Origin of the sequence: Anoxybacillus eryuanensis (assembly GCF_051200995.1) — a bacterium.
GTDB classification, from domain to species: Bacteria; Bacillota; Bacilli; order Bacillales; family Anoxybacillaceae; genus Anoxybacillus; species Anoxybacillus tengchongensis.
This window is the reverse complement of sequence record NZ_JBPODS010000002.1, coordinates 39,232-56,574: the sequence shown is the minus strand read 5'-3', so window position 1 is coordinate 56,574 and position 17,343 is coordinate 39,232. Positions and strand designations below refer to the sequence as shown.

The following is a 17,343-nucleotide window of genomic DNA, read 5'->3' as shown; positions in this document are numbered from 1 at the left end:
GTGATGTGAAGTGAAAGATGTTAAACGGCGGCATGCCCCTTATACCAAGTTGAAAGCCTATCTAAATGAAATAGGTATGAAGCAATCCCAACTTGCCGAACTTCTTAATAAATCAAAGTCGGCGATTAATCAAAATTTGAATGGAACTGGGGGTGATTTTACATTAAGTGAAGTAAGAATTATTTGCACGACGTTAGGAATTAGTGCAGATGAATTTTTTATTGAACCTCATGTTTCGAATACGAAACAAAATAAAAATAACAAAACCGCATAAAGGAGGAACGCAAAGTTGACGGAAGTTCAAGTTTTTAATCATTCCATGTTCGGTGAATTGCCAGTTGTTGTTGTAGGAGGAGTCGAGTGGTTTGGAGGAGTGGAGGCGGCAAAGGCGCTAGGTTTTTCAAAACCACATGATGCGCTTTCCAATCACGTCGATGAAGATGACTCCGCCGTCCACGGAGTCATCGACAGATTGGGTAGAAACCAATCTAAAAAATTTATCAATGAATCTGGGCTTTATAGTTTGGTTATTGGAGCAGCGAAGCAAGGAAATAATCCAGAGATCAAGGAAAAGGCAAAGCAGTTCAAGAGATGGGTAACCGCAGAGGTGTTGCCAACCATCCGCAAAACGGGCGGATATGTCGCGAACGAGGACATGTTCATCAATACGTATCTTCCATTCGCGGATGACCAAACAAAAATGATGTTCCGCGGTGTACTGGAAACGGTGCGGCGACAAAACGAACAGATTGCGGCGATGAAGCCGAAGGTGGAGTATTTCGACGCGCTGGTTGATCGGAACTTGCTGACAAATTTCCGTGATACAGCGAAAGAGTTACAGATTAAAGAACGTTTCTTCATCGACTGGCTACTGAAAAACAAATTCATTTATCGCGACCAGAAAAAGAAACTCAAACCGTACGCGGCATATGTGCCAGAGCTGTTTGAGCTGAAAGAATGGGAACGAAACGGACGAGCTGACGTGCAAACGCTGATTACACCAAAAGGGCGAGAGACATTTCGATTGTTGCTACAGAAAGAACAAACAGCGTGAAAGGGGGTGAGAGGGATGACAAGAGAGCAAATCGCGTCTTTAGTTAAGCAACTTCAAGGACTTAAAAAATACGAGTGGGAAAGAATTGCGCAACAAGTCAACCTATATTTTGCATTAAAAGCCGCCAAGCTGGAGCTTGACGACTCTGAGGAATTGAAAAGAAACCTTGAAGTTGAGTTCAACTTACGCCGTTATTCAGATAAGACTAAATAACTTTATTCGCTAACGACTTGAATGAAAATAGGGCTGATTCGATAGTCTTTCCCTTTATAGTGAATGCTCACATAGTCCAATTGATACATGGTGTGTTCATCTTTTTTATTAGGGCTCCAAATCTCAGCGTTTTCTTCCCACCAAACGGAGGGGCTGACCATGCGCGGACCCATCAAGCATGTATCATCGGACGATAGATCAACCCATTCGCCAAGAAGATTAGCATATATCTTCTTCAAGGTTACTCACCTCCCTTCCATAAATATTTCAACACGAAGGGAGAAAAACCTTCAATGAAATAACGGACAATCGATAACACATACACATAGTAACAGGGGAGGTGATCAGGTGATAAAAATTCCTGCTGAAAAATTGGCAAATGCAGTCATTAAACATTTACTTCCTGGTCTAATTCGTCATCTTTCAGAACAAAAGAAGGAGGTGACCGCAAATGATCAGCGACCATATCAAACGCACAACGCGTGAAATTGACGCGTTTCTTGAAAACTACACGCTCGGCACGCTCATTGTTGATGGCGACACTGTTTCTCTTGAGACAAAGAACGGCGAAATCAAGCTCGATGAAACATACATCATCGAAGTGTTCGATGGTGAGAAGTACCATCCGATCACATATGACAAGGCGCGGAATACGATGTCGAGCGACGGGTGGCCGTTGTACGCCGGGTTGGAAGCAAGAGCGAAGAAAAAGGAGGTGAAACAAGATGTCATTACCAAGTGCGTATGATTTCAAAACGCTTGACGAAGCAGTTGTGTTCTATACTCGTACGGTTGCAGCAGTTGTAAAAACGCGCGATAGAAGTTGGTACGACGAACTCATGCGGTTTAAGCGCGAGCTGCATGAGCGGATTGATCGTGAATATGATCCAACTGCCCTCTAGGGCTTCTTTTGGAAGAAAAATGGACAAGCGGGAGGTGGTGGAAATTGTCGAAGGGAAAGGCTACGTTTGGGAAGCAGAGTGCGAAGAGTGCGGTTGGGAAGATACGAAATACGAATTCTGAGACTCAATTGAGGCATTCCTTTTGGTGAAAAAGTGGACAAGCAATAACACTCACCGAAATTGGTGAACGTTAAGGAGAGGAGAGAAAAGAATGAACGTTCTTGAGCAAGACAAAAAGTTAGCAGAGAAGCTATGGGAATGCGGCTGCATATACTTGGATCGTTCAAGAGTCGCGTGGGTAAGCGCTCGTTTTGATGATGCGGAGCGCTGGATGACGGAGTTTCAACGCTGCAAACGCGACTTGGACGAGCTTATCAAACGGAAAGAACGACATGACGAATTGGTAAAAATCGTTGAAATGATGAAAGCGCGCGGTGTGGATATTGCGCTTGTGATGAGAAAGGGGAATGAACAATGAGTGTTTGTTTCACTGCAAGCCGACTAATGAAAGTTTCAGAGGTTCGCAGGTTGTGTGCGGAAATGCGCGAGAATCCAACCATGTTGCTAGCGACAGAACTATACGCAAAGGAAGTGCTGTACAAGCAGTTTCTCGTGAAAAAGAAAAAGCTAGCTTGAAAGCTAGCAAAACCCGAACCATATATGATTGTACCACATTTCATTCGGCAGGTCTAGTGCCTGTCGTCAGGTGCAGGAGCGCGTTCTCTCCCATCCTCGCGCGAGACCCTCCCCCCCATCTCGCTTATGCGCGTTCTTGCACTTGACGATGTGCGTTAGCGCATCTACTACATACTACGCGAAAGGAGGTGAAAAGGCATGCGAGACTTAGAACATCCAGTCATCACTCGTACGTTGCAGACAGGATATCCATACCCGATTGAGTCAGAGCATTGGGGTATAGATGCGTGCGGCGATGAAATTTTGTATGGCGATACAATCTACGAGTTTCCAGATGGGGAGATCGTGCTCGAGGAAAACATTCGCGAGTATCTCATCCACGTGTTAGGCGCAACACGCAAAATCGCCGAATGAAAAACGCCTCACTGGAGGGAGTGAGGCGTTTCAGAAAAGGTGATTCACAGCTTAGAACAAGTTACTTACATAGTACAAGAATCACCTTCAAAAATCAATTGGAGGGATGAAAATGGCAGTTGTTTTTGCAAATACAAACGAAATGAGCCGTGAGGAGTGGCTTTCAGCACGACGAAACGGAATCGGAGGGAGTGACGCCGCAGCGATTGCAGGATTGAACAAGTGGAAGTCGCCAGTTGCAGTATATCTTGAAAAGATTGGACAAGCACCAGTAGAGATCGTGAACAGCGAAGCAGCATATTGGGGCACAATGCTCGAAGACGTGGTCGCTCAAGAATTCAGTAAGCGCACGGGATTGAAAGTACGACGGAAAAACGCCATCCTGCAACACCCCGAACATTCATTTATGCTAGCGAACGTTGATCGGCTCATTGTTGGTGAAAAAACAGGACTTGAGTGTAAAACAGCGAGTGAACATCTAAAAAGCGAATGGAAAGACGATGAGGTTCCAGCGCATTATCTCATTCAATGCCAGCACTATATGGCCGTCACGGGATATGATGCTTGGTGGATTGCAGTTCTTATCGGCGGAAATAAGTTTATCTACAAGAAAATTGGACGTGACGAGGAGATCATTCAGTATCTCATTGAGATTGAATCGAACTTCTGGAACAATCATGTACTCAAGAAAAATCCACCAATGTTCGACGGTTCAGATGCTTCAAGCGATTTGTTGAAAGCTCTTTACCCAACAGCAAAATTTGATGAGGAAATCGAACTTCCATCTCATGCTGCCGACTTGATTGCGAAATATGAACAAGCCAAACAAGAGGAAGAGGAGGCTGCGACACGCAGAAAAGAGGTGGAAAATCAGCTCAAAGCCATGCTAGGAGACTATGAAAGAGCGTTTGCTGGAGAGCGAATCATCACATGGAAAAACGTTGTGAGTCATCGCGTGGATACCAAACTACTTAAAGCCAAGTATCCGCATATTTATCAAGAGGTTGCTAAAGAATCAGTGGCGCGACGATTCTCCATCAGGTAGGTGAATGGATATGGCCAAATGTAAAGGTTGTGGCAAGGAAATTGAGTGGATTAAAACACCTGCTGGCAAAGCCATGCCGGTTGATATTGAAGTCATAACGGTAGTGACAGCAAAGGGTGAAGTTGTCAAAGGGCATATCCCTCACTGGGCAACTTGCCCTGTAGCACAGCAATTTAAAAAGAGATAGGAGGAGAAACCACGTGGATAAATTGATGGTTCAATTAAACGAAATTATCGGTGAGATTGAAGACAAAATCGGTGATATCAAAGGGCAAATAGAGTCTGTGATTGGTGACATTGACAGCGCTCTAAAAAGCGATGATGCAGAAGAACTGATCGATGCACTTGAACAAGTTAAGTCTCAACTCAAAGATATTATTCACGAAATTTAAGGGAGGTTATAGAAATGGCAACAAACCAAACGCTAAAAAATCAACTTGCAAACAAAGCAAAAAACACGGAGGCAGCGCCTCCTTCACCAGCTCAAACGATTGCGGCATATCTCAAAAAGATGGGACCGGAAATCGAAAAAGCTTTGCCGAAACACATGGATGCTGACCGTATGGCGCGAATCGCATTGACGACAATTCGAACGAATCCGAAATTATTAGAATGCTCAGTTCCATCGCTTCTTGGGGCGGTGATGCAAGCAGCTCAGCTTGGGTTGGAGCCGGGGCTCATCGGGCATTGCTACTTAGTGCCGTTCAAAAATAACAAAACAGGTCAATCGGAAGTGCAATTTATTATCGGCTACAAAGGCATGATTGACCTAGCGCGACGCAGTGGAAACATCGAAAGCATTTACGCTCACGCAGTTTACGCAAATGACACGTTTGAATATGAGTACGGATTACATCCGAAGCTCGTTCATAAGCCAGCGATGACAGAGCGTGGAGAATTCATTGGCGCCTACGCGGTCGCTCATTTCAAGGACGGCGGTTATCAATTCGAATTCATGCCGAAAGAGGAAATTGAAAAGCGCCGCAAACGCAGTAAGGCAGCGAACGCTGGCCCGTGGGTGACGGACTACGAGGAAATGGCAAAGAAAACGGTCATTCGTCATATGTGGAAGTACTTGCCGATTTCGATTGAAATACAGCAACAAGCCGCGCAAGACGAAGTGGTTCGAAAAGATGTAACAGCAGAGCCAGAACCAGTCGAGTACATCGAAGCCGAAGCGTTTGAGGTGCCGATGGAGTCCGACAGTGAAGCGCCTCAACAAGAGGAGATTGTCTTTAATGCTGAATGAGCAACCAACGTATAAAATCCTCCTCCCACGCTGGATCTGGGAGGAGGCGACAGATAAAGAACACTTTAAACAGCTTGTACTGAAGTATATGCAAAGGTACCCAGAATATACCGTGAAAAGTGTCAAAGACGGGTTTGCGATTTGCGTTAGGAAAGGGTGACAGCATGGGCGTAATCAGAGTTCAAAAAAACAACAACTATGTAGTGATGAGTAAGGTTGGGTTGCACGACGATCGTTTGAGTTGGAAAGCAAAGGGATTGCTTGCCTACATGCTCTCCATGCCTGATGATTGGACGTTCTACAACGATGAACTGATGAAACATTCTCCAGACGGAAGCTCAACATTTAAGGCAGCGATGAATGAGTTGAAAGAATACGGTTATGTTGTTCGGCGGAAAGCGAAGGACGAGAAAGGGAAGTTCATAGGATGGGAAACAGTTGTGTATGAACAACCTATTGAAGATGAACACCGAATGGTTGAAAACCGACCGTCGGAAAACCGACCGTCGGAAAACCGACCGTCGAAAAATGACCCCCTACTAAATAATAAAGAACTAAATAATAACTTACTAAGTAATAAAGAAAATAATGTAGTAGTAGTAGTAAACGCTCATCGCTTCTATCAAGAGAATTTCGGTATAGAAAGTCCATTCATCGGCGAATGTATCGATAAATGGATTGATGACATCGGAGAGGAACTTGTGATTGAAGCGATGAAAAGAGCGTTGAAACAAAACAAGTCGTGGGGCTACGCAGAAGGCATACTTAAAGATTGGGCTAGACGCAATTTACGTACACTTGCGGATGTTGAAGCGTATCAAAAAGAGTTTCAAAGAAAACGAGAAGAGGTGAACAGTCGTGAGGTTCACAAGCATCGCCGAGGTGTTAGCCGATCTACAAAAGAAGGCGGAAAAACATATGAGCAACTTCTACGAGAATCCGAGGAGGCAAGAAGAGCATGGGGATGGCAGGGATGACTACGAGTGTCCACAATGCAAAGATACGGAGTTAATTATCAAGCGTGACGAACAAGGGAATGAGATAGCTATTTTTTGCGAGTGTCGGGAACGTAAAGCTTGGAAACGCAGATTCAAGCAGGCGCTCATTCCAGAGGAATTTGTGCATGCGAATTTCGAGAACTTTAAACGAGTGACGCAATATCAGCAATCGATGTATGACATGACACTTGAATACATGAGCGAGTTTAAAAAGGACAGCGAAAAAAAAGTGATCGCGAAACACAATTTAGGTTTTATTGCGGTCTTCGGCGAACAACGATTGCGAGAGCTTCCGCATCATGAACGTGCACCGATGAAGCAGAAGCATAACAATTTCGGTGTTGGTAAAACACATTTGCAAATCGCGCTGGCCAAACGACTCATTAAAGACGGGTTTAATGTGTTGGTAGTTTCCGATGTCGCATTCATGGACGAACTCATCCAAGCGCGGATGATGAATGACGAGGGCGAAACGCTCAATCGGCTTCTGCATAGTGCGACTCATGCGGATGTGCTCGTCTGGGACGACATCGGTAAGGCGAAATGGTCGGAGGCGAAAGAGGCATTATACTACCAGATTATCAACGAGCGCTACAGAAAGCAAAAGCCGATTGTCTTTAATAGCAACGAAGATCGCGGAACGCTAAGCGAAAAAATCGGGTACGCTGCAGCAAGTAGATTAATAGGACAATGTGGTTCACATCTCCTCGAAGTCGAGGGCGAGGATTTTCGATTACAAAAAAGTGGGTGATGAACAATGTGCCAAAAGTGCTTTGGAAAAGGATATTCAGTTAAAGAAGTGATACCAGGAGCGTTCTCATTTACTCCTTGTGATTGTGAGTACGCAAAAATTGTTAGACAGCGAGCTGAAGAGAAAATGATCGAGTTTAGGAAAAGACTTCGTGAAGCGAAAGAACAATTGAAACGCGAGGTGTGTTGATGATGGGTACCCTCTATGAGAAAGTTACCTTCACACAAGAATTGAAAAAACAAATCATGATTCGTCAGCTGATCGATGCGGGAGTGAGGGAACATGACGGCAAGCACGTGTCAGAACTCGACTACTATACACTATGCTGGTTACTTGCGACGAAGAAGTTATGATATACGCTCATTTTTAACCCATACGGCGTTTTTCTTACGAGAGGAATAGGTAAGTACCAGAGGGAGAGAAAAACGACGTATAGGGCAAAATCAAGCGTCTAGCGAGGTGGTTGGATGAACACCGACTATTGGAAAGGTTTCTCGGCAGGACAGGCACATGAACGTGAGCGAGCAGTACAGTTGGTGAAACTCTACATAGAATCGCTACGTGACGTGAGAGGAGTTGGTGACGTGTTGTACAACCGTATCATACAGCACGTCAATACGGCGGATATAAAAGAGTTTGCCAAAAAGGCAGATGAGATCGTAAGAAAACGAGGAGGAAGATAAGGAATGAGAAAAACATTAAAACGGCTCAAAGAGTTAGTTTCAGAAGCAAATAAACGAGGATTGCATACTTTTGCTGAAGGTTTAGCAACAGCGATAGAAGTGGTTGAAGATGAAGAAATTGAAAAACTCGAAGCGATGTTTAACATGCAACAAGATTTAGATGAACGCATCATTGCTGAGCGCAACATCAAAAAAACACTCGATGAATGGGTTGCCGCTATTACAATCGCGATGGAAAGCGAAATCGATGAAATTCGTCGTGAAGTGAACTGGAAATGGTGGAAACAAGAGAAGGAAATTGACTTAGATCGGTTGCAAGAAGAAATCATCGACCTGTGGCATTTTCTACTATCCTTGTCACGAATGGTCGGCTTAACACCAGAAACGATTTTTGAGAAATACATGGATAAAAACAAAATCAATCATCAGCGACAAGAACAAGGATACTGAGGTGGGGTATGGCAACAAAATACGGTTCAAAAAAGACAGAAATAGATGGACACACATTCGATTCACAGGTAGAAGCGCGATACTACGATCAGCTAAAGTGGCTACTTGCGAATAAGGAGATTAGGTCGTTCAGGCTCCAGCCGCGATACACGCTGTTGGAGTCATTCAAGAAAAATGGCAAGACGTTTCGCAAAACAGAGTACATCGCGGACTTTGAAATCACACATTTGGACGGCTCAATCGAGGTCGTCGACGTGAAGGGTTACGAAACGCCCGTTTTCGCGCTCAAGCGTAAACTGTTTGAAAAACTATATCCCGATCACAAGTTGAGTATCGTGACGTACAACAAAACACACGGCTGGATTGAATTGGACAAGCTTAAAAAGTTACGGAAGAAGGTGAAGAAGGAGTGAGCAGATTCACAAGCATATCACCGTACCGACAATGGGATGTACGGTTCGGGACACGCCCACACGGAATAGATACAACGGTACGGACGTATCAACTGACCCCAGAACAGTTAGAACGACTGCGGAACGGAGAAAATCTCGATGATATTTTGAAAGGAGCGAGCGAAGTGGTAAAACAAAAACTCGATTTGACGGTTGAAGAGTACGTGGGAATGAAGTTGAAAGGCATGAACGATGCGGAAATTGCGAAGGCGAAAGGGTTGACGAAACAACAGCTCTACAATTGGAGAAGTTTCAGACGCACGAAAATTGAACAAGCTGAACAGGCTATGAGAGAAGTACAACCAGAAATCGCGGCAGCTGTTGAAACCGAGCAGGGAACGCAAGAAACGGCGAAGGAAGTAGTAGAACAGGAGTCGGCTGATGTTGAAGTAGCGCAGCCGGACACGGCGAACGACAATGGAATCGAATGGCTCAAGCGTGAGGTGATTCACGCACACAAGTTGTTGACGGAGAAGGAACAGGAATGCGAGCTTCTCAAACAGGAAGTCGAGCACTACAGGGAGCTTTTTGAAGCTGCAATGGCAAACAAGGAACAGCTCCGCAAAGAAAATTTGATTCTCGAAAACGAGGTGCAAAGATTGAAAGAACTTGTGCAAGAGTTGACGAATCGAAATGAGCGCTACCATGATACAACACTTGAAAATGAACGCGAACTGCGAGCCTTACGTATGTATGCGCTACACAAGTTACAAAAGGATGTGTATGGTGCGTGAAGCGCAGAAAAAGAAAACGGAAAGGCTATCTGTTGTTTCGCATCGAGGACGGACAAAAAGTATGGCTATATGAAGAATTGCAGAAATGTGAGTTGAACAGCCGAATTCGAAAAGGTTGGAAGGTGATTCGATGAAGAAGCCGAGCGCTGGCGCAACGATCCGCAAAACTGGGGTGCATGCAGTAAATGGCCGTATGAGGATAAATTGCCGTTTTGATACGCATTCGACACACAATGAAAAGGAGGATAACGAAATATGAATAAACAAGAAAAAGCTCAAGTAATTGAAGAATTTTTACAAAGGTTAAGTAGTATGGCGGGTACAGGAAACGGGATTGGAAAAGGAACAGTAAAGAAAATACGTGAATTCGCTGAAAAGGAAGGATATGTTTTTAAGGAACGTTTCAACGATATGGTGGGTTTCAATTTCTTTGAAGATTAAAAGGGTCAACATTGTGCAGTAAATGTGCAGTAAAAAAGCCGGACTCTTCCGGCGATGGCTAACTTTATTATACAGGAGGGGTTCGGTTGGGTAAAAGATATAGACAAATGTCGTTTTTGCGTGATGTTGACGGCGAGAAAACAAAAGAAGCAGTCGAAGCAGCACTTGAAAAATATCGCATGTATATGTTGACGGTTCCGGACGAATTCTTGCCACGCGTGACACAGACCTATTCACTTGTGCCACCGACACAGACAAATGCTTTCTATTCATCGACAGAGAGCGCAGCGATCAGAAAAGTGGATTTTGAACGCGAGCGTGATGAATATATGACAAGAATTGTACGTGCGGTCAATCGTTTAACGAAACTACAGAGAGAATTGGTCATCAGACGATATATGAGCGTAGAGGAACCACGCGACTACGATGTGTACAATGAAATGTGCATCAGCGAGTCGAAATACTACCGAGAACGCGAGAGGGCATTTTACAAACTTGCTTTTGCGCTTAGAATCGAAGTTTATAAAGAAGAGGCACCTGTTTAGGTGTCTTTTTGTTGATACTTGTCGAATTGTTTCGCTGTTTTTTTAGAAGAATAATAGGTATAATCAACACTTGGAAATATCGTTTTGTCGAATAAACACAGGGAGAGGACATTATTATTACTATTATGGTATCCTTTGTATCAACTTGTCGATATTTGTCGAAAAAAACTTACAGGACATCAATTCGAATTGTCGAAGATAAATTAACAACAACGTTAATACAACAGAATATATTTTAGTGAAAAGGTTGGTAAATAATGAGATTCTTCTTGGGTTTATTTCGTGCAGTGTTGATTTTTCTCAATTTAATTTTATTAAACTTTACTCCAAGCACTGACAATGAGATAAAAATGTTTTTTGCATCTAGGTTGGTTTTTTTTCTTATGTTAATCATCGATTACGCCAATGTTGCATACTACAATAGAAGTATAGAGAGAGTTTTAGGTATCATTGGTATATTGATGTCACTTTTCTTTGCTTCGATTGATGGTCTTGCATTTTTTAATCTTTTCACATTGTCTGGAACAAAGCCTGATTATAGCCTTGTTGGTAACCCAAATAATATTCTAATGAGTCAAGTAGAACCATTTAGTTTAGAAGGGTATGTATTTGCTAGTTGGTTGTGTGTTGCGTTTTTGTTAGGAATTGAGGTTTTCAATCATGGTATAAGAAGTACACCATTTGGCAATAACGGTTACCGAACAAATCCAGCGATTGGGAGGTGAAGATTGAATGTTGACAAATACTCACTTCATTATTTTGGCGGTAATATTTGTAGTCTCAATCATTTTAGGGCTGCTTCTCCGGATCTTTGTTCAAGTAAGAGGAAGTAATTTTATTGTTAATGTTGTAAATGTTGCTATACTTACGATCTTTATGCCAATAGTAGCTTACAGAGACATTTCGAAACACAAAGCAAAATATATAGCTGAAATCAATAAAGATAATAAATTATCCGAAATTGAAAAGAAAAAACTAAGGAGGATACTCAGTTCCAATAAAAGGATAGCAAGAAGAATCTTGTTGGTTTCAATAATAAAGTGTAAACCACTTCTTGATCTTCATATGCATGTGCTCAATGAATATTACAAAAAACATGGTTGCCACTTGTTGTTCGGTTCTAACATACTTCAAGTTAGTGATAGGGAAGAACATATTTATAAATCAGCAGTATATAGAGATTTAATCCATGTTTAAAAAAAAGGAAGTACTTTTACAAAATAGGTACAGAAAAATGACAGAAAACTGACGGAAAAATGACAGAAAGACGACAGAATGTTTCGTTTCAAACGTGGTACGATGATAGCATAGGATAATAAAACAACGAAAGCCTCTTCTGCCTTTGCGGGTGAAGAGGCTTTTATATTATCGGTCAGTAGCTCCCAGATGTTTTTTTAATGCTTCTTGGAGAATTTGCGAATAGTTTACATTATATTGTTTCGCAAGGTCATCTAACCATTTAGGAATAGTCAATGTCTTTTTAACAGCTTTGTTCTCCATTTCATGGCGAAAAGGTGGCATCCATACTTCGACGAACACAACAACTTGGTGTTTTTCTGTTTGAATTTCCGATACTTTTGAAGGTCGAGGAATTTCTTCATTTTCCTGTTCTAAGCCATACAGATGTAACGCCATCGCCTCTTTCGCCATTTGAAATGCTTCTTCTTCTGTGTCTCCGCAGGTAAAGCAGCCAGGAAGATCAGGGAATTCAACAGATATCCCATCGCTACCGTAATCGAAAATAGCTGGATAAATATAGCGGTCTTTTTTATGCATATATGTTAACCTCCTTTAGGAAGGGCTTAGATCAGCCCCGCCTGTTTAAGTATGCTTTTTATTGTCTTAGTGGGTAAGTTTTTCTTAGGATGAGGGATGGTGACCAATCCGGGTTTACTGGGATGTCTAAACTGATGATGACTGCCAGTTGTTCTGACTATGTACCATCCGTCTTGCTGTATCATTTTAATTAATTCTTTTGAAGAGTAACTCTTCATTTCCCTCCCTCCTTGATATCATTATAATACGTATAATAATACGTATCAACACTTTTTCGTTATTTTTTGCTTTTTTTGTCGTGTAAATGCCACTAATATGTAGAACGACGTTTTCCTCCTTTCATGAGTGCCTAGCTTTTGACTAGGCACTTATTTTATGCATGAGGTGATGAGGATGTATAAATTACGCGATCATTTATCGGATGATGAAATAAAAAAATTAAAGGCGAAGAAGAAAGAAAAATTATCTATGCGTGATGTGATGGAGTTAATGGGCGTCCGACGTGACACATATAAACGAGTGCGTGGGGCGATTAGGAGGAAGTGAGGAGGTAGGCTAGTGATTGATATCCCTTTTTACTGTGTGTTGCTTATCATTTTGGCTGTCGGGCTAGCTATTGATTATTTGGTTTTTCATTTTTTTGACAAAGGGAGTTTGGATTTTGTAACACCTGTCATATGTTTAGTTATTTTTCTTGTCACAATTTTTCTAGTTATCGGATTAGCGTTGGGGAAATATGTGTTTTAAGCAAAAATAGTGTGAATGAGGAGGTAGGTGATGATGTAGATGCGGAAATTGACAGAAAAGCAGAAACGGTTCGCCGATTACTACATCGAACTTGGTAATGCGGAAGAGGCGGCGAGAAAGGCTGGATATAGTGCTAGAGGCAACACAACGAAGCTACTACAGAATACTACAATTAGAGCATACATCCAACAACGCTTGGCTGAAAAAGACAAAGAACGCATCGCCTCGCAGGATGAAATATTAGCGTTTTTAACGAAAGTGCTTCGTGGTGAAGAAACAGAGCAAATACCGATGGCAGGAAAAGACTTTTTTGAATTAGTGGAAAATATGCCGAGCATTAAAGACCGTATTAAAGCAGCTGAACTTCTCGGCAAACGTTTCGCGATGTGGACCGAGCGCCAGCAAATCGATGCGAATTTTGGTGTTCAAATTATCGACGACGTTGGTGGGACAGATGAAGCAGATTAGATTGTCTGAAGTGTTTACGCCGACATTCCAAAAAGTGTGGGCGTTGGTTAAAGAACAGCGCTATTTGCGCTATGTGTTGAAAGGTGGCCGTGCTAGCGCAAAATCAACGCACATCGCGATGATGGTGTTATTGCTGGTGATGCGTTTCCCTGTGACGGCTTTGGTCGTTCGGAGAGTAGGGAACACGCTCGCAGATTCGGTGTTGGAACAGCTGAAAGAAGCGATGGAGATATTGGGAGTGACCGAGTATTTTCAGATTACGGTCAATCCGATGCGAATTACTTATCTACCGAGAGGAAACCGTATTTTGTTTCGCGGCGCGGACGACCCACAAAAAATTAAGTCGATTAAAGCATCGAAATTTCCGCTAGCGATTATGTGGATTGAGGAGCTTGCTGAGTTCAAGACGGAAGAAGAAGTATCTGTTATCGAAAAGTCTGTGTTGCGCGGAGAGCTTCCAGACGGATTGCGATACACGTTTTTTTACAGCTATAACCCACCGAAGCGAAGACAGTCGTGGGTCAACCAAAAGTACGAAACGCAGTTTCTCCCTGAAAATACATTCGTCCATCACTCGACGTATTTAGATAATCCGTTTTTGTCACAAGACTTCATCGAAGAAGCTGAGCATACGAAGCGAACGAATGAAATGAAATATCGCCACGAATATCTTGGCGAACCGATTGGAAGTGGTGTGGTGCCGTTTGAAAACTTGGTGTTTCGAACCATTACAGATGACGAGATGAAGAGTTTTGATAACATTCGACAAGGTATCGACTGGGGGTATGGCGTGGATCCGTTTGCGTTTGTGCGTTGGCACTACGATAAGACACGAAGAATCATTTATGCGATCGATGAAATTTATGGTGTGAAGATATCGAACCGAGAAGCAGCTGAAAAAATCAAAGCAAAAAATTATCATGTAGAGCCGATTATTGCTGACAGCGCTGAGCCGAAGTCGGTGGATGAGATGAAGAAAGAACACGGCATACCACGAATCAAAGGCGCTAAGAAGGGGCCGGGAAGCGTGGAGTATGGGGAGAAATGGCTCGATGATTTAGAGGCAATTGTCATTGATCCGAAGCGTACGCCGAACATTGCACGAGAGTTTGAATCGATTGATTATCAAGTGGACGCAGACGGTAATCCGAAGCCGCGTTTAGAAGAAAAGAACGACCATACGATCGCAGCAACCCGTTACGCGTTTGAAGATGACATGAAACGACCATCCGTATCGATTTTGAAATAAGGGAGGTGATCGCGTGCTGATTGAGGATTTATTCAGAGCGCCCTGGCATGAGCGAGCATTGGCGGAGTTGGCCAAAGGAATGATGACCGATGAACAGCTTTTGGCGGCGATAGTGAAAGACTGGGAAACAAGCGAAAAACGCAAACTCATGGTGCTTGGAGAACGATACTATCGCACGAAAATGGATATCGAGAAGAAAAATCAAGATATCACGTGGCGTTCGAATCAAAAGCTGGCGCATGATTTTGTGAAGAAGCTCGTCAATCAGAAAGTCGGATACTTGCTTTCGAAAGAGCCCACGATTGCTACCGAAAATGCACAGTATCGCAAACTCATAAAAGACATGTTCGATAAACGGTTACTGAAAACAATGAAAAACCTTGGCAAAGAAGCGATCAACAAAGGAATCTCTTTTTTGTATGTGTACATTGACGAAAAAGGCGAGCTGTCGTTTAAAAAAATTCCGAGCGAGCAGATTATTCCGTTTTGGAAGGATAACGATCACGAGGAGATTGTGTCGTTTATTCGTGTGTATGAAGAAGTAGTGTACACGAACACACAAAAGCAAAAACAGAAGAAAGTGGAGTATCACCATCCGAAAGGCATTAAGTATTACGTCCTGCAAGCTGACTCGCTTATTCCAGACGTGTTAGCTGGAGTAGAAACAAACTATCACTTCACAATCAACGAGAAGCCGTATTTGTGGGAGCGTATGCCGTTAATTGCGTTCAAGTACAATGAAGAAGAGCAGCCACTTATCGACTGTATCAAGTCATTGATTGACGATTACAACTTGCAAGCTTCCGTAAATGCAGATTTACTTGCAGACATCCCGAATTTCATTTACAAGCTTGTGAATTATGGCGGCGTTGACTTACAGGAATTTTTAAACGATTTAAACCGATACCGTGCAGTGAAGCTAGATGAAAACGGCAATGTGGATAAACTCCAAGCTGATTTACAGACAGACGCGGTCGAAAAAGAGTTATTGCGTATTCGTAAAGCAATCTATGAATTTGGGCGCGGTGTCGATACGCAGGATGAGAATTTGGGCAATGCCAGTGGCGTGGCGCTGCGATATCGATACTCGGACTTGGACATGGATTGCAACATCCTTGAAACCGAGTTTCAATCGAGCCTAGAACAATTGATTTGGTTTATCGATCAATATTTGCTGATAACAGGAAAAGGTGATTTTACAAATGAGCCAATTTCATTCATCTTCAACCGCGACATTATTATCAATGAGTCTGAGGTCATCGCCAATTGCCAGGCGTCGGTTGGTATTCTCGATGATCAGACGATTCGTGAAAATCATCCGTGGTATACGGAGCTAGTGGAAGAACGATTGAAGAAGCAACAGGAACAAGAGCGAATGTATAACGGTTATCAAGGAGCGTTTCAGCAGCAAATGAAAGATGGGAACGTGAATGAGTAGCCGAGAATATTGGGCGCAACGTGCGGCGCAAAGGGAACAGGAAGCACAGCTGATTGCAGAAAAATATCTGGCGCAGATGCAACAACGACTGAAAGAAGCACAGCGAGATATTTTGCATCAGATCGAAGCGTTTTATGCTCGGTATGCAAACGATAATAAGATTTCGCTTTTTGAAGCAAGGAAGCTCTTAAACTCTCAAGAGCTCGAAGAATTTAAAAAAGTCGATCTTGAACGGTTTCGCGCCATGGCCCTTGAGGGCAATCCGCAGTATGAAAATTTGTTGAATGCGATTAGTTATCGCGTTCGGATCTCTCGTTTGGAAATGCTTCTTGCTCAAATTGAAATGACGATGCTGCGTTTATACGGTGGTAAAAATGGCTTACAAGATTACGTTTACACAGGGCTAGTCGATGTGTACCAAAACTCGTACTATCACTTTATGTACGACTTTGCGATGGCTGGCATACCTGTAAATGTTCAAATACTCGATGATGGTACGATGCGTGAAGTGATGTCGTACAACTGGAGTGGGAAAGAATTTTCCGAGCGAATTTGGGGCCATGAGCAAGAAACGATGCGACAAATCCGAAAGTCACTCGAACAGAGCTTTATTATCGGCCGTTCGATTGACAAAACAGCAAAAGAAATTGTAAAAGTAACGGATGTGGCATACTCGCGTGCTGAAGCGCTAGTGCGAACAGAAGCAAGCTTCTTTCATAACTTGGCGGCGCACAACAGCTATCGTGACTCAGGAATGGAGAAATACGAAATTTTGGCCACGCTCGATATGCGAACGTCGGAGATTTGTAGATATCAAGATGGGAAGGTTTATAACGTAAAAGATTACAAGCCTGGCACGAACGCACCACCGTTTCATGTGCGCTGCCGAACGACGACAATTCCGTATTTCGATGAATCGGAGTATACGAACGGTGAGAAACGCCAGTCGATGAATGGGTTGGTGGATTCCATGACATATGAGGAATGGTCTAGTAAGTTCATACCAAAATAAATAATTCCCTCGTCTTTTTAGCATTTGTAGACGTTAAAGAACAAAGCGGTTCGTGGCCGTAACCACGTAAAAAAACGTAACCAGGA

The 17,343-nt window shown here is 42.9% G+C and carries 31 protein-coding genes; 28 read left to right on the top strand and 3 right to left on the bottom strand.

Going from position 1 to position 17,343, the window contains the following annotated elements; all coding sequences use genetic code 11:
• Positions 1-10: 10 nt before the first annotated feature.
• Genes HNQ84_RS02805 through HNQ84_RS02795 form a run of 3 tightly spaced genes read left to right on the top strand, consistent with a single transcriptional unit; the run spans position 11 to position 1,267 of the window.
• Positions 11-274, top strand: a complete 264-nt coding sequence (locus HNQ84_RS02805; protein WP_257637257.1) for a helix-turn-helix transcriptional regulator — start codon at positions 11-13, stop codon at positions 272-274.
• Positions 275-289: 15 nt separating this feature from the next.
• Entirely contained in the window at positions 290-1,054 is a 765-nt protein-coding gene (locus HNQ84_RS02800; RefSeq protein ID WP_435621082.1) for a phage antirepressor KilAC domain-containing protein, read from the top strand.
• Between the two features lie 15 nt (positions 1,055-1,069).
• Entirely contained in the window at positions 1,070-1,267 is a 198-nt protein-coding gene (locus HNQ84_RS02795; RefSeq protein WP_183248031.1) for a hypothetical protein, read from the top strand.
• A gap of 2 nt (positions 1,268-1,269) precedes the next feature.
• On the opposite strand, the gene HNQ84_RS02790 is transcribed toward HNQ84_RS02795, so the two are convergent.
• Positions 1,270-1,506 carry a hypothetical protein gene (locus tag HNQ84_RS02790; RefSeq protein WP_183248030.1) on the bottom strand — a complete coding sequence of 79 codons (237 nt, stop codon included), beginning with the start codon at positions 1,504-1,506 and terminating at the stop codon, positions 1,270-1,272.
• A gap of 109 nt (positions 1,507-1,615) precedes the next feature.
• On the opposite strand from HNQ84_RS02790, the gene HNQ84_RS02785 reads away from it, so the two are divergent.
• From HNQ84_RS02785 to HNQ84_RS02690, 20 genes are all read left to right on the top strand, one after another.
• Positions 1,616-1,753 (top strand): hypothetical protein, encoded by a 138-nt coding sequence (locus tag HNQ84_RS02785; RefSeq protein ID WP_183248028.1) that lies wholly within the window; start codon positions 1,616-1,618, stop codon positions 1,751-1,753.
• Positions 1,719-2,015, top strand: coding sequence for a hypothetical protein (locus HNQ84_RS02780; protein ID WP_183248025.1), 297 nt, complete (start codon positions 1,719-1,721; stop codon positions 2,013-2,015). The genes HNQ84_RS02785 and HNQ84_RS02780 overlap by 35 nt, the downstream gene beginning before the upstream one ends.
• Positions 1,993-2,169, top strand: coding sequence for a hypothetical protein (locus HNQ84_RS02775; protein ID WP_183248023.1), 177 nt, complete (start codon positions 1,993-1,995; stop codon positions 2,167-2,169). The genes HNQ84_RS02780 and HNQ84_RS02775 overlap by 23 nt, the downstream gene beginning before the upstream one ends.
• Before the next feature lie 211 nt (positions 2,170-2,380).
• Positions 2,381-2,647 carry a hypothetical protein gene (locus HNQ84_RS02770; protein WP_435621081.1) on the top strand — a complete coding sequence of 89 codons (267 nt, stop codon included), beginning with the start codon at positions 2,381-2,383 and terminating at the stop codon, positions 2,645-2,647.
• Positions 2,648-3,003: 356 nt separating this feature from the next.
• The gene (locus tag HNQ84_RS02765) at positions 3,004-3,219 is read left to right on the top strand and encodes a YqaI family protein (RefSeq protein ID WP_435621080.1); all 216 of its coding nucleotides are present in this window, start codon (positions 3,004-3,006) and stop codon (positions 3,217-3,219) included.
• Positions 3,220-3,331: 112 nt separating this feature from the next.
• Positions 3,332-4,264 carry a YqaJ viral recombinase family nuclease gene (locus tag HNQ84_RS02760; protein WP_435621079.1) on the top strand — a complete coding sequence of 311 codons (933 nt, stop codon included), beginning with the start codon at positions 3,332-3,334 and terminating at the stop codon, positions 4,262-4,264.
• A gap of 10 nt (positions 4,265-4,274) precedes the next feature.
• Entirely contained in the window at positions 4,275-4,451 is a 177-nt protein-coding gene (locus HNQ84_RS02755) for a hypothetical protein (RefSeq protein WP_435621078.1), read from the top strand.
• 13 nt (positions 4,452-4,464) lie between these two features.
• Positions 4,465-4,656 carry a hypothetical protein gene (locus HNQ84_RS02750; protein WP_435621077.1) on the top strand — a complete coding sequence of 64 codons (192 nt, stop codon included), beginning with the start codon at positions 4,465-4,467 and terminating at the stop codon, positions 4,654-4,656.
• Between the two features lie 14 nt (positions 4,657-4,670).
• Positions 4,671-5,513, top strand: a complete 843-nt coding sequence (recT, locus tag HNQ84_RS02745) for a recombination protein RecT (protein ID WP_435621076.1) — start codon at positions 4,671-4,673, stop codon at positions 5,511-5,513.
• Between the two features lie 164 nt (positions 5,514-5,677).
• On the top strand, positions 5,678-6,490 hold the full coding sequence (locus HNQ84_RS02740; RefSeq protein WP_435621075.1) for a DnaD domain protein: 813 nt from the start codon (positions 5,678-5,680) through the stop codon (positions 6,488-6,490).
• Positions 6,432-7,262 carry an ATP-binding protein gene (locus HNQ84_RS02735; RefSeq protein WP_435621074.1) on the top strand — a complete coding sequence of 277 codons (831 nt, stop codon included), beginning with the start codon at positions 6,432-6,434 and terminating at the stop codon, positions 7,260-7,262. The genes HNQ84_RS02740 and HNQ84_RS02735 overlap by 59 nt, the downstream gene beginning before the upstream one ends.
• 191 nt (positions 7,263-7,453) lie before the next feature.
• Positions 7,454-7,615 carry a hypothetical protein gene (locus HNQ84_RS02730; protein WP_435621073.1) on the top strand — a complete coding sequence of 54 codons (162 nt, stop codon included), beginning with the start codon at positions 7,454-7,456 and terminating at the stop codon, positions 7,613-7,615.
• Between the two features lie 114 nt (positions 7,616-7,729).
• Positions 7,730-7,945 carry a hypothetical protein gene (locus HNQ84_RS02725; protein WP_435621072.1) on the top strand — a complete coding sequence of 72 codons (216 nt, stop codon included), beginning with the start codon at positions 7,730-7,732 and terminating at the stop codon, positions 7,943-7,945.
• Positions 7,946-7,948: 3 nt separating this feature from the next.
• On the top strand, positions 7,949-8,395 hold the full coding sequence (locus HNQ84_RS02720) for a dUTPase (protein WP_435621071.1): 447 nt from the start codon (positions 7,949-7,951) through the stop codon (positions 8,393-8,395).
• An 8-nt stretch (positions 8,396-8,403) separates the two neighbouring features.
• Positions 8,404-8,808, top strand: coding sequence for a DUF1064 domain-containing protein (locus HNQ84_RS02715; RefSeq protein ID WP_435621070.1), 405 nt, complete (start codon positions 8,404-8,406; stop codon positions 8,806-8,808).
• Entirely contained in the window at positions 8,805-9,581 is a 777-nt protein-coding gene (locus tag HNQ84_RS02710) for a hypothetical protein (RefSeq protein ID WP_435621069.1), read from the top strand. Before HNQ84_RS02715 ends, HNQ84_RS02710 begins: the two co-directional genes overlap by 4 nt.
• A 255-nt stretch (positions 9,582-9,836) precedes the next feature.
• Positions 9,837-10,022, top strand: coding sequence for a hypothetical protein (locus tag HNQ84_RS02705; RefSeq protein ID WP_435621068.1), 186 nt, complete (start codon positions 9,837-9,839; stop codon positions 10,020-10,022).
• Positions 10,023-10,129: 107 nt separating this feature from the next.
• The gene (locus HNQ84_RS02700; RefSeq protein WP_435621306.1) at positions 10,130-10,567 is read left to right on the top strand and encodes an ArpU family phage packaging/lysis transcriptional regulator; all 438 of its coding nucleotides are present in this window, start codon (positions 10,130-10,132) and stop codon (positions 10,565-10,567) included.
• A gap of 383 nt (positions 10,568-10,950) precedes the next feature.
• Positions 10,951-11,292, top strand: a complete 342-nt coding sequence (locus HNQ84_RS02695; RefSeq protein ID WP_435621067.1) for a hypothetical protein — start codon at positions 10,951-10,953, stop codon at positions 11,290-11,292.
• 7 nt (positions 11,293-11,299) lie between these two features.
• A complete protein-coding gene (locus HNQ84_RS02690; protein ID WP_435621066.1) occupies positions 11,300-11,764 on the top strand; it encodes a hypothetical protein in 465 nt (154 codons plus the stop codon).
• Positions 11,765-11,932: 168 nt separating this feature from the next.
• Here the strand turns inward: HNQ84_RS02690 and HNQ84_RS02685 are convergent, their stop codons facing one another.
• Together HNQ84_RS02685 and HNQ84_RS02680 are read right to left on the bottom strand one after the other, a co-directional pair.
• The gene (locus tag HNQ84_RS02685) at positions 11,933-12,343 is read right to left on the bottom strand and encodes a type II toxin-antitoxin system HicB family antitoxin (protein WP_435621065.1); all 411 of its coding nucleotides are present in this window, start codon (positions 12,341-12,343) and stop codon (positions 11,933-11,935) included.
• A 26-nt stretch (positions 12,344-12,369) separates the two neighbouring features.
• Complete coding sequence (locus tag HNQ84_RS02680) at positions 12,370-12,561, bottom strand: type II toxin-antitoxin system HicA family toxin (protein ID WP_435621064.1); 192 nt, start codon at positions 12,559-12,561, stop codon at positions 12,370-12,372.
• Between the two features lie 175 nt (positions 12,562-12,736).
• Between HNQ84_RS02680 and HNQ84_RS02675 the strand changes: the two genes are divergently transcribed.
• The 5 genes from HNQ84_RS02675 to HNQ84_RS02655 all read left to right on the top strand — a co-directional run bounded on the left by HNQ84_RS02675 (position 12,737) and on the right by HNQ84_RS02655 (position 17,257).
• Entirely contained in the window at positions 12,737-12,889 is a 153-nt protein-coding gene (locus HNQ84_RS02675) for a hypothetical protein (RefSeq protein WP_435621063.1), read from the top strand.
• Between the two features lie 240 nt (positions 12,890-13,129).
• Positions 13,130-13,558 carry a terminase small subunit gene (locus HNQ84_RS02670; protein WP_435621062.1) on the top strand — a complete coding sequence of 143 codons (429 nt, stop codon included), beginning with the start codon at positions 13,130-13,132 and terminating at the stop codon, positions 13,556-13,558.
• Positions 13,545-14,807, top strand: coding sequence for a PBSX family phage terminase large subunit (locus HNQ84_RS02665; RefSeq protein ID WP_435621061.1), 1,263 nt, complete (start codon positions 13,545-13,547; stop codon positions 14,805-14,807). Before HNQ84_RS02670 ends, HNQ84_RS02665 begins: the two co-directional genes overlap by 14 nt.
• A gap of 13 nt (positions 14,808-14,820) precedes the next feature.
• Positions 14,821-16,245, top strand: a complete 1,425-nt coding sequence (locus HNQ84_RS02660) for a phage portal protein (RefSeq protein ID WP_435621060.1) — start codon at positions 14,821-14,823, stop codon at positions 16,243-16,245.
• Positions 16,238-17,257 (top strand): minor capsid protein, encoded by a 1,020-nt coding sequence (locus HNQ84_RS02655; RefSeq protein WP_435621059.1) that lies wholly within the window; start codon positions 16,238-16,240, stop codon positions 17,255-17,257. The genes HNQ84_RS02660 and HNQ84_RS02655 overlap by 8 nt, the downstream gene beginning before the upstream one ends.
• The last annotated feature ends 86 nt before the right edge of the window (positions 17,258-17,343 follow it).